This window comes from Arthrobacter tecti (assembly GCF_054511355.1).
The window spans coordinates 43,194-57,170 of sequence record NZ_JBTNCT010000001.1 but is presented as its reverse complement, the minus strand read 5'-3'; the positions used below and the strand labels follow the sequence as shown (position 1 = coordinate 57,170).

At 64.1% G+C, this 13,977-nt stretch carries 15 protein-coding genes; 1 reads left to right on the top strand and 14 read right to left on the bottom strand.

What is annotated here, in order from left to right; all coding sequences use genetic code 11:
* Window positions 1–12 precede the first annotated feature (12 nt).
* From nusB to ACX80C_RS00235, 13 genes are all read right to left on the bottom strand, one after another.
* Window positions 13–423, bottom strand: coding sequence for a transcription antitermination factor NusB (nusB, locus tag ACX80C_RS00295; RefSeq protein WP_459324233.1), 411 nt, complete (start codon window positions 421–423; stop codon window positions 13–15).
* Window positions 420–983: an elongation factor P gene (efp, locus tag ACX80C_RS00290; RefSeq protein WP_459324232.1), complete on the bottom strand. Its 564-nt coding sequence runs from the start codon at window positions 981–983 to the stop codon at window positions 420–422. The genes nusB and efp overlap by 4 nt, the downstream gene beginning before the upstream one ends.
* A 122-nt stretch (window positions 984–1,105) precedes the next feature.
* Complete coding sequence (aroB, locus tag ACX80C_RS00285; RefSeq protein ID WP_459324231.1) at window positions 1,106–2,197, bottom strand: 3-dehydroquinate synthase; 1,092 nt, start codon at window positions 2,195–2,197, stop codon at window positions 1,106–1,108.
* Window positions 2,187–2,702, bottom strand: coding sequence for a shikimate kinase (locus ACX80C_RS00280; protein WP_459324230.1), 516 nt, complete (start codon window positions 2,700–2,702; stop codon window positions 2,187–2,189). Before ACX80C_RS00280 ends, aroB begins: the two co-directional genes overlap by 11 nt.
* A 41-nt stretch (window positions 2,703–2,743) precedes the next feature.
* Window positions 2,744–3,943 carry a chorismate synthase gene (gene aroC / locus ACX80C_RS00275; protein WP_459324229.1) on the bottom strand — a complete coding sequence of 400 codons (1,200 nt, stop codon included), beginning with the start codon at window positions 3,941–3,943 and terminating at the stop codon, window positions 2,744–2,746.
* Window positions 3,944–3,974: 31 nt separating this feature from the next.
* A complete protein-coding gene (locus ACX80C_RS00270) occupies window positions 3,975–4,868 on the bottom strand; it encodes a shikimate dehydrogenase (protein ID WP_459324228.1) in 894 nt (297 codons plus the stop codon).
* The gene (gene mltG, locus ACX80C_RS00265) at window positions 4,869–6,092 is read right to left on the bottom strand and encodes an endolytic transglycosylase MltG (protein WP_459324227.1); all 1,224 of its coding nucleotides are present in this window, start codon (window positions 6,090–6,092) and stop codon (window positions 4,869–4,871) included.
* Window positions 6,089–6,667 (bottom strand): Holliday junction resolvase RuvX, encoded by a 579-nt coding sequence (gene ruvX / locus ACX80C_RS00260; protein WP_459324226.1) that lies wholly within the window; start codon window positions 6,665–6,667, stop codon window positions 6,089–6,091. Before ruvX ends, mltG begins: the two co-directional genes overlap by 4 nt.
* Window positions 6,668–6,685: 18 nt before the next feature.
* Window positions 6,686–9,364, bottom strand: coding sequence for an alanine--tRNA ligase (alaS, locus tag ACX80C_RS00255; RefSeq protein ID WP_459324225.1), 2,679 nt, complete (start codon window positions 9,362–9,364; stop codon window positions 6,686–6,688).
* Between the two features lie 62 nt (window positions 9,365–9,426).
* The gene (locus ACX80C_RS00250) at window positions 9,427–9,651 is read right to left on the bottom strand and encodes a hypothetical protein (RefSeq protein WP_459324608.1); all 225 of its coding nucleotides are present in this window, start codon (window positions 9,649–9,651) and stop codon (window positions 9,427–9,429) included.
* A 42-nt stretch (window positions 9,652–9,693) separates the two neighbouring features.
* A complete protein-coding gene (locus ACX80C_RS00245; protein ID WP_459324224.1) occupies window positions 9,694–10,068 on the bottom strand; it encodes a DUF948 domain-containing protein in 375 nt (124 codons plus the stop codon).
* Between the two features lie 153 nt (window positions 10,069–10,221).
* Window positions 10,222–10,848, bottom strand: coding sequence for a 30S ribosomal protein S4 (gene rpsD / locus ACX80C_RS00240; protein WP_167993055.1), 627 nt, complete (start codon window positions 10,846–10,848; stop codon window positions 10,222–10,224).
* 209 nt (window positions 10,849–11,057) lie between these two features.
* Window positions 11,058–12,518 (bottom strand): replication-associated recombination protein A, encoded by a 1,461-nt coding sequence (locus tag ACX80C_RS00235; RefSeq protein WP_459324223.1) that lies wholly within the window; start codon window positions 12,516–12,518, stop codon window positions 11,058–11,060.
* A gap of 61 nt (window positions 12,519–12,579) precedes the next feature.
* Between ACX80C_RS00235 and ACX80C_RS00230 the strand changes: the two genes are divergently transcribed.
* Window positions 12,580–13,239, top strand: a complete 660-nt coding sequence (locus ACX80C_RS00230) for an acVLRF1 family peptidyl-tRNA hydrolase (RefSeq protein ID WP_459324222.1) — start codon at window positions 12,580–12,582, stop codon at window positions 13,237–13,239.
* A gap of 45 nt (window positions 13,240–13,284) precedes the next feature.
* Here ACX80C_RS00230 and rpe read toward each other — a convergent pair whose 3' ends face one another.
* The gene (gene rpe, locus ACX80C_RS00225) at window positions 13,285–13,938 is read right to left on the bottom strand and encodes a ribulose-phosphate 3-epimerase (protein WP_459324221.1); all 654 of its coding nucleotides are present in this window, start codon (window positions 13,936–13,938) and stop codon (window positions 13,285–13,287) included.
* Window positions 13,939–13,977: the final 39 nt, after the last annotated feature.

Below are 13,977 nucleotides of genomic sequence, written 5' to 3'. Positions count from 1 at the left end.
TAACGCCTCGCTCTAGGCCAGCAGCGTCGGTTTGAGCTGTTGCAATCTACCGAGGAGACCGTTGATGAATGCAGGCGACTCATCGGTGGAGAGCATGGTCGCGAGCTGCACGGCCTCGCTGACGGCCACCGTGTCAGGCACGTCCTCGTTGTACAGCAGCTCCCAGGTTCCTACGCGCAGGATCATGCGGTCCACTGCCGGCATCCTGTCCAGCGTCCAGCCCTGTGAGTAAGTGCTCAGGAACTCGTCAATCTGCGCACCGTGTGAAATGACGCCCTCAATGACCTCGACCGAGTACTCATTGATGACTGTGTCGGTTTTCTCACGCCGCGCCTGCAGCGCCTCGAGCGGGGAGACTGAACGTTGTTCGGCCTCGAAGAGGATATCCAGTGCCCGACGCCGCGCCTTGCTCCGGGCACTCACTCGTTGACGCGTCCCAGGTAATCGCCCGTACGGGTATCGACCTTGACCTTCGTCCCGGTTTCCAGGAACAGCGGAACCTGGATTTCATACCCTGTTTCCACAGTTGCCGGCTTGGTGCCGCCGGTGGAGCGGTCGCCCTGCAGGCCGGGTTCGGTGTAGGTGATTTCCAGAACGACCGACGGCGGGAGCTCCAGGTACAGCGCTGCCCCTTCGTGCATGGCGATCGTGGCCATCTGGCTTTCAAGCATGAAGTTCTCAGCGTTGCCGACCGTTGCACCGGGGACGGTGATCTGGTCATAGTCCGTGGTGTCCATGAACACGAAGTCTTCGCCGTCCTTGTACAGGTACTGGTAATCGCGGCGGTCCACCGTGGCGGTTTCAATCTTCAGGCCCGCGTTGAATGTCTTGTCAACGACCTTTCCCGACAGGATGTTGCGGAGTTTGGTGCGAACAAACGCTCCGCCCTTGCCCGGCTTTACGTGCTGGAACTCCAGCACGTTCCAGAGGTTGCCCTCGAGCTTGAGCACGGTGCCGTTCTTGATGTCGTTCGTGGTAGCCACGGATTCTCTTTCGTCGATTGACTGATTCTGACGGTTTCACTGCGGCGTCACAGCGGTGTCGCTGCGCGGCGACTGCCCGCCAAAAGACCAGAAGCCAGTCTACCCTGCCGCTGCGCCGCGATTCAGGAGGCAATCTCCTGGTAGGTCGCGAAGAGGAGCGATGTATCCGGTACGTCGAGGATTCCGGGTTTCGCGATCTCATCGAGTACCACGAAGCGCAGGAGATCCCCGCGTGCTTTCTTGTCCCGACGCATACCGTCCAGGAGTGCTGACCACCGGTCCCTGCGGTAGGACACGGGCAGTCCAAGGGATTCCAGGATTGTACGGTGCCGGTCGGCAGTCGCGTCGTCCAGGCGCCCCACCATGCGCGCCAATTCCGCGGCGAAGACCAATCCCACAGAAACTGCTGCGCCGTGACGCCAGGAATACCTTTCAGCGAGCTCGATGGCGTGGGCCAGGGTGTGCCCGTAGTTCAGGAACTCACGGCGTCCGGATTCCTTGAAGTCTTCGGAAACGACGGCTGCCTTCACGGCAATGGAACTTTCGACCAGTTCACGGACCGTCTCGCTCGCAGGGTCCTTTACCGCTTCGGGATTCGCCTCGATGAGTTCGAGGATGCGGGGGTCGGCGATGAAACCGCACTTCACCACCTCGGCCATTCCTGTGACCAGTTCGTTCACGGGCAGTGTGCCCAGGGCGTCGAGGTCGGCCAACACACCGGCCGGCGGATGAAAGGCGCCCACCAGGTTCTTGCCCTCGGCAGTGTTGATTCCGGTTTTGCCTCCCACCGCGGCATCGACCATCCCGAGGAGGGTTGTCGGAAGGTGGATAACCTTGACCCCGCGGAGCCAGGTCGCTGCGACGAAACCGGCGACATCGGTGACAGCACCGCCTCCGACGGCGACAACGGCGTCGGACCGCGTGAAGTCGTTCTGGCCAAGCACCTGCCAGCAGAAAGCTGCGACCTGGATGTGCTTACCTTCCTCGGCATCGGGAATTTCTGCCGTCACCGCGGTGAAGCCGGCGTCGGCCAACTGCTCGCGCACCGTGTCTCCCGTCGTGCGCAGCGCCCGGGGGTGGATCACGAGGACACGCCGAACCCGCTCCCCCAGCAATGGCTCGAGCCGATTAAGCAGCCCGCGCCCCACGAGGACGTCGTAGTTCTCCGCCGGAGCACTGCCCGTAACGCGGATGGTGGTGGGCTCAGCGGTCATTGCCGTGGTCCTTTCCTTCAGCAGGGCGCACGCGGCGGACCTGCTCCTCAAGTCGATTGACGACGTCGTCGATTGTTGCGTCCCTTGTGTTGATCACCAGGTCCGCCAGCGCCTCGTACACCGGACGCCGCTCACGGTCCAGGCGGGCCCACCGCTCACCGGCGCCGCCGGCGAGCAACGGCCGGCCGGTGTCGCCCTCAAGCCGCGGCAACACCGTTGCGACGTCTGCGTCCAGGTAGGCGACCAGTGCCCTTGAGAGCAGTTCCTGCGTGCGCTCGTGCAACACTGATCCCCCTCCGAGCGAGACCACCGTATCGCCGTCCGCCCCGGAAAGCACCTCGGCGACGACGCCTGCCTCTACCTCACGGAAACCGCTCTCTCCGCGCTGGGCGAAAATCTCGGCGATTGAACCGTGGCGGTCCACGATCACGGCGTCCGTATCAACAAACCGCCAACCGTGGCGGACCGCCACCCGCCTGCCGACCGTCGATTTTCCAGTGGCCATCAGGCCGATCAGCACCAGCGGTTTTTCCCCCGCCGGCGACATCAGCGCGAGACCGAGTTTAACGACGACGGAATGTTGGCCAGGTAGGACTCGAGGTTGCGCCTGGTCTCCGTCACCGAATCACCGCCGAATTTCTCCGTTACGGCCTCCGCGAGGACAAGCGCGACCATGGCTTCCGCCACCACACCCGCCGCAGGCACAGCACAGACATCGGAACGCTGGTGGTGGGCTTTCGCAGCGTCACCCGTGCTCACGTCGATGGTCTGCAACGCCCTCGGCACCGTGGCGATCGGTTTCATCGCGGCCCGTACCCTCAGGACGTCGCCAATGCTCATGCCGCCTTCAATGCCCCCGGCCCGGTTGGTTGCGCGTCCGATGCGCCCCGTTTCCTCCCGGACAATCTCATCATGTGCGGCCGATCCCCGCCGCCGGGCGGTTTCGAATCCGTCCCCCACTTCGACACCCTTGATCGCCTGGATGCCCATCAGGGCTGCAGCGAGCCGCGCGTCCAGGCGTCGGTCCCAGTGTACGTAGCTGCCGAGGCCCGGCGGCAACCCGTAGGCAATGACCTCCACCACTCCACCGAGTGTTTCGCCCTCCTTGTGCGCGGCGTCGACTTCGGCCACCATCGCATTCGAAGTCTCCCTGTCGAAGCAGCGCAGGGGGTCTTCATCCAGGGCGAGGACGTCCCGGGGACCGGGCAAGGGTGAGCCCTCCGGAACGGCAACGGAGGCAACGGCTACGGTGTGGCTGACGAGCCTGATGCCCAACGCTTCGAGGAAGCTTGATGCAACGGTGCCAAGCGCAACACGGGCTGCCGTCTCCCGGGCGCTGGCCCGTTCGAGGACCGGACGTGCCTCGTCGAAACCATATTTCTGCATGCCGGTGAAATCGGCGTGGCCGGGTCGCGGTCGTGTGAGCGGCGCGTTTCGGGCTGAGTCTTCAAGGACCGCCTGATTCACGGGATCGGCAGCCATGACCTGCTCCCACTTCGGCCACTCGGTGTTGCCCACCTCGACGGCCACCGGGCCGCCCTGGGTACGTCCGTGCCGGACACCCCCGATGATCCGGACCTGGTCCTGTTCGAACTTCATGCGGGCACCTCGCCCGTAACCAAGGCGACGACGGGCCAGGGCGGCCTGGATCCCTTCGCTTAGAACTTCGACGCCGGCAGGCATCCCCTCAATGATTCCGACCAACGCAGGACCGTGGGATTCCCCGGCCGTCAACCAACGCAACATGAGTCCATCCTGCCACGCGTGGGCGGGGAGCTCAGCGCCGGGGAGCCCCTACAGCGTCACACATCACATTTATGACAGCACGCTCGTCCCGGAAGGCATCGCCTGCGAAGAGCTTCACCTGTTCAACCGCCTGGTAAAGCAACATTTCAAGACCCGGGACGATCACGCCGCCGCTTGCCGCCCAAGCACCGGCGATGGCACTTGGCCAGGGGTCATAGGCAACATCGAGAAGCACACGGGGCAATCCTGCGCTCTCGCCGATCTCTTGAGCGGCGCCAGCCAGCTCACGGGCCAGCTCGTCTGCACCATGGGGAGGCAGGGTCGAGATGACCAGGGAAGCGTTCGAGCACAGGTTCGCCGCCTCAGCAAAGCGCTTCAGACGAGCGTCTATTCCAAGCTGCTCCCCGAGGAAGACAAGACCGGAAGCCTTCGGTATGGAGCGCACACAGACGTCGGTGAGCCCCACGCCGAGGCGCGCAAGCGCCGCAACCGCGGCAGCGGCGGTGCCTCCCCCGCCCAGCACAACCGCACGATCGGGAGACTCGGTGCCGGCGTGCCTTACTGCATTCACAATGCCGGCCACGTCCGTGTTGTAGCCCATCAGCCGGCGGTTATCGGGGTCGCCCTCGGCGACGACGGTGTTGATGACGCCGAGGGCACTGACATCCGGACCGACGTCGTCCATGTGCTTCAGCGCAGCGGCTTTATGGGGCATGGTGACCGACAGTCCGCGCCATGCATTGTCGGACCGGATATCCGCGATCAGATCATTGAGTTCGTCCGGCAGGGTGTCGATAGCCGTGTAGCTGCAGTCGAGACCAAGAAGTGCGTAGGCAGCCCGGTGTAACCCGGGCGATTTCGAGTGTGCAATGGGGTGGCCGGTTACGCCGGCCCGGAAACGAGCCGGCGGTACCGCTTTGTCCACCTATTCGCACCTTCCCGCGTTATCGGCGCACCAAGCCTGATATTCCGCGACGTAGCGGGCGTGCTCGGCAAGGGTCTCCGAGAACTTGGTTTCACCTGTATCGAGATTCACCGTTACCCAGTAGTAGTAGGGAACGTCAGCCGGATTGACCGCGGCATCAATGGCTCTCTCCCCAGGTGACCCGATGGGCCCGACAGGAAGGCCGGGGATGGCATACGTGTTGTACGGGTTGCTCTCGTCAGCCTTCTCCTCCTCGGTGAGGCTGTAGCTCTTGCGTCCGAGCCCGTAGGTGACCGTCGCATCCGATTGGATCAGCCCATTGGTTTCAGTGTTGTCCGGCCCGAGGCGATTCATGATTGCCCCTGCAACCTGGGCATAGTCGGCCTGGCCCGCCTCGGCCTGCACAATGCTCGCGATGGTGAGGATGCGATACTGCTCATCGGGGTCGGTGACGCCGGCTTCCTCGAGCGCGGCCATGCTGTTGTCGACCATCTCCTGGATGATCTCTGTGGCGGAAACGTCCAGGTCGAACCGATATTCACCAGGGAACAGGTATCCTTCGAGGCTCGGCGCCTGCTCTGGGATACCGAACCGGGTAGGGTCCTCGGCCAAAGCTTCGAATTCCTCGCGCGGAATCCCGCTGGACTCAACAAGGATGTCGAAAACCTCGTTCTGGCGCAGATTCTGTGCGACGGGCACGTAGTGCACCCCTGCGTCTGCGTCGAGGAGAAGGGCTCTCGCCGCTTCTTCGGAACTCATTTGGTACTTCATCTCGTACTCACCGGGCTGGATGAGCCGTCCGTCAGCAACTGTGCTGAGCGCTTCCATGAATTCGTCGGCGTCAGCAACGATGTCCTGCTGTTCGAGCGCACCGCCGATGGTGAGCGGCGCCGCTCCGGCTTCCACCGTGAACGTGACGGAGCCGGTTCCCGGACCGGCATAGTCGGTTATTTCGCCAACCCCGAGGAGGTTCCTGAGGAACATTGCGACTGCAAAGACCACCCCCACGAACCCGAGCACAACCACGAGCATGACGATCGTGCGGCGCCGGCGGCGCCGTTGACGTGCCTTCGACGGGCGACGTGTGCGCCGCGACGGCAGGTCCGCTTCGAAAAATTGCTCCACCGGTTCAGGATGGGTGGAGTAGTGGTCGTCCAGGTAATCGTCGGGGTGCTGGTCAGCGCCGTGGTCGGCTGCCGGGAATGGAGGATGGCGGTGGCTCATTGCTCCTCTTCCCTCCTCCAGTTGATGTGCGAAATGTCTAGCTCCTCGGATGAGGCCGACGGGGACCCCGAAAGGTCCCGCCGCCGATGATGAACGACCGGCTCCCCCACATCCCGCTCAAGGTTTCGTTGCATGTCGATGGCGTGCTGAAGTATTTCCACGGCCGCCACCTGATCTACAACCTTACGATGTTCGCGGCTGTTCAAGCCAGCCTGCCGCAGTGAGCGGTGCGCTGACACGGTGGTCAAGCGCTCATCGATCAGCCGAACCGGCACGGACAACCCGGCGGCGTCCAGCGTTTCCGCGAGGTCCACCGCGTACTGGCGAGCCATCGCGGTGGAGGCCGATTCTGTCCCGCTCATGTTCCGGGGCAGTCCCACAAATACCTCAACGGCCGCCAGTTCCTGAATGTTCCGGACCAGCAGGAAGAGGTCGTTGTTCTTCTTCTGATCACGTTTGAGCGTTCGCACTGGTGTCGCAATCAGACCATCCCTGTCGCTGGCCGCGATTCCCACGCGCACCATCCCGACGTCGACGCCGATCTTGACTCCGCGGGGGAAGCCTCCGGTCTCCACTGTTCGTCGCCGTGCCCGCTACCGGGAGCCTAGCGCCGATCGAACCGCCTGCAGCGCCGCCGGCACCTTGGAGGGGTCGGAGCCGCCACCCTGGGCCATATCGTCCTTGCCGCCGCCGCCACCGCCCAGCACCCCAGCGGCAACGCGCACGAGCGCTCCGGCCTTTGCTCCGGCCCTGCGCGCTTCTTCGTTCGCGACAACCAGGATGACCGGACGGTCCTTGCTGACACCAGCCGCCGCTACTACCGATGCGCCGGAACCAAGCCGTCCACGCAGGTCGAGTGCCAGATTCCTGAGATCATCTGCACTGGCGACGACGCCGGCATCATGGGTGATGAGCCGTACGCCGTCGACGTCGACGGCCGTATCAACCAGCGACGCCGCGGCGGCAGACAACTGCTCCTTCCGGAGGCGCTCCAGTTCCTTTTCGGCTGCTTTCAAACGGTTCAGCGTTGCACCCAAACGCTCCGGCAACTGGGGTGAGGGTACCTTCAACATCTCGGATAGCTCATTCACGAGTGCGCGCTCCGCAGCACCGTGCCTGAAGGCGTCCATGCCGACAAGTGCTTCTACACGGCGGTTGCCGGAGCCAACCGACTGTTCGCCGAGCAGGGTTAGTGTGCCGATGAGCGACGTGGAGTCCACGTGGGTTCCGCCGCAGAGTTCGCGCGACCAGGCACCGTCAATCTCCACCACGCGCACTTTGTCGCCGTATGCCTCGCCGAACAGGGCAGTGGCCCCGAGCGCCTTAGCATCATCCAGCGCCATGACCTTCGTCTCCACCTCGTGGTTGCTTCGGATGGCGAGGTTCGAAACCTCCTCGATCTCGGAGCGCGCGGCCGGACTGATTCCTTCACCCCAGGCGAAGTCGAACCGGAGGTAGCCTGCCTTGTTGAAGGAACCGCGCTGCAGTGCTTCGGGGCCGAGGATCTGATGGAGCGCCGCGTGCACGATGTGCGTGCCGGAATGGGCCTGCTCGCCGGCGTCGCGGCGCTGGCGGTCGACGGCGGCAGTCACCGGCGCGTCACGGGTGATCTCACCCTCGCGTACGACGGCGCGGTGAACGCTCAGCCCCTTCACGGGACGCTGGACGTCGGTTACCTCCACGACGAAGCCGTTGCCGGTGATGAGTCCGACGTCGGCGGCCTGGCCACCGGCCTCGGCGTAGAACGGGGTGCGGTCGAGGATGAGTTCAATCTCGTCATTCTGCTTCGCTACCGGGACGGATACTCCGTTGCTGATAATTCCACGCACGGATGCTTCGCTGGTCAGCTCCTCGTATCCGGTGAATACGGTCTCTCCGGTCGAAAGCAGATCGTTGAAGACCGTCATGTCTGCGTGACCGGCCTTCTTGCCCCGCGCATCAGCCTGCGCACGCTGCCGCTGCTCAAGCATGAGGGCGCGGAAGCCGTCAGCGTCCACCTGCACTCCGGCTTCCTCGGCCATCTCAAGGGTGAGGTCGATGGGAAAGCCGTAGGTGTCATGGAGGCTGAATGCGTCTTCGCCGGACAGCGACCGGCCGGCACTCTTAGACTCCCGGACTGCCTCCTCCAGGCGCGCTGTCCCGGACGCGATGGTGCGCAGGAATGCCTTCTCCTCGGCGTAGGCAATCCTGCTGATGCGCTCGAAATCCCGCTCAACTTCCGGATAGACGCCCTTCATCGCATCGCGGGAGACCGGCAGCAGATCCGGCAGGCATGCCTTCTCGACGCCGAGCAGGCGCATGGCGCGGACGGCTCGACGGATGAGGCGGCGGAGAACGTAGCCTCTCCCCTCGTTCGAAGGGGTGACGCCATCGGTGATCAGCATGAGTGCAGAGCGTACGTGGTCTGCCACCACGCGCATGCGGACATCGTCCTGGTGGTGGGGATCGTCGTCGGACTCGGCGCTGGTGTATTCCCGCCCGGAGAGCTCAGCCGCCTTGTCAAGGACGGGACGGACCTGATCGGTCTCGTACATGTTCTCGACGCCCTGCAGGATCATCGCCAGACGCTCAAGGCCGAGTCCCGTATCAATATTCTTTTTCGGCAGTTCGCCGGCGACGTCGAAGTCTTCCTTGCTGCGCACGGCGGAGAGGCGGTACTGCATGAAGACCAGGTTCCAGATTTCGATGTAGCGGTCCTCGTCGGCCTCCGGACCGCCGTCCCTGCCGTACTCCGGCCCCCTGTCGAAGAAGATCTCCGAGCATGGCCCACCTGGACCGGGCTGGCCGGTATTCCAGTAGTTGTCCTTCTTGCCGAACTTCTGGATGCGCTCAACCGGGAAGTCGACTTCGTCGCGCCAGATGGCTAGGGCTTCTGAGTCCTCTTCGTAGACGGTGACCCACAGCCGGTCGGCAGGAAGTCCGAAGCCGCCGTCGTCGACACTGGTGGTCAGAAGCTGCCAGGCCATGCGGATGGCATCGTGCTTGAAGTAGTCGCCGAAGGAGAAATTCCCGCACATCTGGAAGAAAGTGCCGTGCCGGGCGGTCTTGCCGACTTCTTCGATATCGGCGGTGCGGATGCACTTCTGGATGCTCGTCGCGCGGTCGTACGGCGGTGTTTCGCGGGCGGTCAGATAGGGGATGAACGGCACCATGCCGGCCACTGTGAAGAGGAGCGAGGGGTCGCTGGAGACCAGCGATGCCGATGGCACGCGGGTGTGCCCCTGGCCTTCGAAGTAATCAAGCCAGCGACGGGCGATCTCTTGGGACTTCATGGGGGATCCTTCTGTGTTGCTCGCGGCCCAGGCACGGCCGCGGGTCGTGGGGACAGGCCTTGTCAGGAACGGTGATCGGCGTCGATACCCAGGGCGGATCGGAGGTCTGCCTCCCGTTCGTTCATACCCTGGCGCAGCGCTTCTGCGAAGTCAGCGACACTGTCAGTCAACTGCGCGACGGCACGGTTCAGCCCTTCCGGACCGACGGCCGATTTCATTGCTGATACTTTCCGGACAGCGACGACGCCGATGGCGACCCCGGCTGTGAGCCAGAAAACCCTCTTGATCATGGAGAAAACCTCGTCTGTCTATTCGTGCGTCGGGCGGGTTCAGCGACTACGACGGCGCGGTGCCGGCTTTCGCCGGGACGCAAGTGCGCTGCGGACGCCGTAGGAGAATGCCGCGACCTTGATGAGGGGCGAACCGACAGAGGCGGCGACCAGGGAAGAGAGCGCCGAAATATTGGCGGAGGCATCCGAGACGTGCGTGGTGATCCCGTCGACGTTCTTCAATTGCTTGTGCGTGGTCGAGACGGTGCTGGTCACTTCATCGATCAGCGGAGTGGTGCCGTCGCTCACAGATCGGATCGCCTGGCGGAGCTCATCGAAGACTTTCCCGAGCTTCCAGACCGGAATGGCAAGCAGCGCCACGAGAACAGCGAAAACCCCGGCTGCAATGAGTCCGGCGATATCTCCACCTGACATTGACGAACATCTCCTTACGCGCTTGGCTGGGCAGGCTCACGCCCACAATTCCCTTAGTACCTTACCTACTCCTGGAGCCCGCGGCGTGCGCCACGGGCTCCAGGAGTAGATGCTATTCAGTTGTGCTGTCAGGCCGTGCGGAACGGCGCTGGATCAGCGTGCGTAGTATTCCACCACGAGCTGCTCTTCGCAGGTCACGGGAACCTCGGAGCGCTTGGGACGGCGGACCAGGCGGGCCTGGAGCTTCTCAAGCTGGACATCGAGGTAGCCGGGAACAGCCGGCAGCACGTCGCGGTGCGCGCCTGCGGCGGCAACCTGCAGCGGCACCATGGTTTCACTGCGGCTGTGGACGTGGATGAGCTGGCCTTCCTTCACACGGAAGGACGGACGGTCAACGCGTGCACCGTCAACCATGATGTGGCGGTGAACCACCAGCTGGCGTGCCTGGGCACTGGTGCGGGCGAAGCCGGCGCGCAGCACGAGCGCGTCCAGGCGCATCTCAAGCAGCTCGATGAGGTTTTCACCAGTCAGACCGGCGGTGCGGCGTGCTTCCTCGAAGACGCGAGCCATCTGCGCTTCGCGGATACCGTACTGTGCGCGCAAACGCTGCTTCTCGCGCAGACGTACTGCGTAGTCGCTGTCCTGCTTGCGGCGGGAACGGCCGTGCTGACCCGGCGCGTACGGGCGACGCTCCAGGTACTTTTCAGCCTTGGGAGTCAGGGCGATACCGAGGGCACGCGAGATGCGCACCTTCCGGCGGGCACGTGTGTTGTTGGCCACGTTTTACCTTTCACTGTTCTACGGCAAAGCAGTTCAAGCAGCTTCCACCGCATGAACTCTTTCTTGTGTCGCTGGCCTCCATGTGCGGAGAGCCGGAAGGGGCCGCTTTCCGGTACTACAGTCCGCGGTCCTCACAGCCCAGGGATCGCAGATCCTGCTGGGCGCGCGTGAGCCGCGACTTGCCAGTCAACGAATAAGCCTAGCAGTGCTCAGCGCTTACGAATAATGGGGCGCAGCTTCTCCAACCTGGCGGCGACGGCGCGCTCCGCCCCGCGGTCGGAGGGAAGATAATAATCTGTCCCCACGAGGTCATCGGGGGCATACTGTTGGGCCGCGACGCCGTGCGGCTCATCGTGGGAGTACACATAACCCTTGCCATGGCCCAACTGCCGGGCGCCCGGGTAATGCGCATCACGCAGATGGGCCGGTATCCCCTGGCCCTTGCCTGCGCGGACGTCCGCGATGGCCTGGTTAATTCCGTTGTAGGCGGCATTCGATTTCGGTGCTGTCGCAATGTGTACGACCGCCTCGGCAAGGATGATCCTCCCCTCCGGCATGCCGATGAGTTGCACCGCCTGTGCAGCTGCGACAGCTGTCTGCAAGGCGGTGGGATCCGCCATACCCACATCCTCGGCCGCCGAGATCATGAGCCGCCGGGCTACAAACCGGGGGTCCTCCCCCGACTCGAGCATGCGTGCCAGATAATGCAGTGCGGCATCGACGTCAGAGCCCCGGAGGGACTTGATGAACGCGCTCGCAACGTCGTAGTGCTGATCCCCCGCCCGGTCATAGCGCAATGCCGCGACGTCCACGGCTTTCTCCGCATGGGCGAGGGTTATCCGCACTGTCTTGTCCGCGACCGCAACCGCGGCCTGGACCGACGGCCGGTCGGTTGGATCATCTGCCGGCCTGTTCGCTGGATCGGGATGGGCACCCCCGGTTTGTGCAACTGCGGCAGCCGCTTCAAGCGCCGTAAGCCCCCGCCGCGCATCGCCTGCCGCGAGCCTGACCAGATGTGCGAGGGCATCATCTTCGAGACTGACCTGCCCGGCCAATCCACGAGGGTCCCCGGCGGCCCGCCGCAGGAGTGCCGCGATATCCTCCTCCGTCAATGGCTTCAGCGTCTGCAGCAGGGAGCGCGAAAGCAGCGGCGCTACCACGGAGAAGGATGGGTTCTCGGTTGTCGCTGCTATGAGGACCACCCAGCCGTTCTCCACGCCCGGCAGCAGTGCATCCTGCTGGGCCTTGTTGAAGCGGTGGATCTCATCGAGGAAAAGCACGGTCGTGGTGCGATGGAGGTCACGGGCAGACAGCGCCTCGTCCATGACGCGGCGGACGTCCTTCACGCCCGCCGTGATGGCGGACAGCTCGACGAACTTCCGGCCAGGCCCCCGCGCAATGACATGGGCAAGGGTTGTCTTTCCGGTGCCGGGCGGACCCCAGAGAATCACTGACGTCGGTGCGCCCACCCGCGCCGCGGGCTCCCCGCCCGCCAGGGTCCGCAGGGGCGAACCCGCCCCCAGGAGGTGCTGCTGCCCTACGATCTCATCGACCGTCCGTGGCCTCATCCTGACTGCAAGCGGGCTGCGCGGCCGGTTGCGCGCCGTCGGTTGCCCGGATGCAGGCTCGTCTTCCTGCTCGCCGTGGTCCACACTGAATAGGTCACTCACAGTGCCAAGGCTACTGTGATCCACTGACAGGTTCCGTCCCATACCGGCGAAAGGAAGCATCGTGCAGGACAACCGCCAGGTGCTGGTACAGCCGGAACGTCTGGTCGGCTGGGTGGAGCGCTTCGGGGAACGAAACGGCAACTTCAGTGTGGAAGCGGCGGGCGCCGTCGTCGTACTGCGTGCCATCAATGGGTGCACGGCGGAGCTCACCGCACCGCTCTGCCTCGTTGTCGAGAACGGCCCGCCGGACGTCAGCGACGAGCAGACTGCCGTCGACGCGCTGATTCAGGCCGCATCAATCCCGGCGACGCTGGGACTGCTGCTGATTCGCCGGGGAGGTTACGCAGTCGGAGTGTCGCGGAACGGAAAACTGGTCGCGTCGAAAACGGGCACGCGCTATGTGCAGTCGCGTACAGCGGCGGGAGGTTGGTCGCAGCAACGGTTTGCCCGAAGGCGGGCCAATCAGGCGGACGCGCTTGTCGAGACGACTGTGGACCGCGCACAAGCCATTTTCGAAGGGCATCGCCTGGACGCGGTTCAGGCCGGCGGGGATGCGCCGCTGGTGGCGGACTGCCTTGGACACCCCAGGCTCAACCGTTACCGGAAACTCCCTGCCTTGCCGCTGCTGACGGTACCCGATCCGCGCCGGGAGGTGCTCGTGAAAGCGGCAGCAGATGCCCGCGCCGTCCGCGTACGGCTCACGGGGATCCCGGTGAGCTGAACTGAATTTGCCGGATCCTTTGACCGCCAGCCCTCGATCGCGGGGCTACGACGCTGCACGGTGAAGGCCGGCGATGGCTGCCGCCGGATCCTCCGTGCCGTAAACGGAGGAACCGGCCACGAAGACTGTTGCACCGGCCTCAGCCGCACGCCCGATGGTCTCCTCCGTGATACCGCCGTCCACCTGGATCGCCACAGCAAGGTTTCCACCGCGGATTGCCTCGGCGGCCCGCCGGATCTTGGGCAGCGTCACGTCCAGGAAGGGCTGACCGCCGAATCCGGGCTCGACCGTCATGACCAAGAGCATGTCCAATTCACCGAGCATGTCCAGATAAGGCTCGACGGCTGTAGCCGGGCGCAACGCCATGCCTGCCTTCGCGCCGGCAGAGCGTAGCTCGCGGGCCAGCCTGATAGGGGCACGGGCCGCTTCGGCGTGGAACGTCACCGAAGACGCGCCGGCGCCCGCGTACTCGGGTGCCCACCGGTCGGCGTCGTCGATCATGAGATGCACATCGAGCGGGATCGGGCTCACCGCCTGGATACGCTTCACAATGGGCAGCCCGAGCGTCAAGTTGGGAACAAAGCTGTTATCCATCACGTCAACGTGGACAGCGTCGGCGGATCCGATGCGCTTCAGTTCCGACTCAAGGTTCGCAAAATCCGCGGAGAGGATGCTCGGGTGAATACAGCACGTTGTCATGGACAACCTTTCGTTGGTGGTCGGGAGTTGGCGATCATC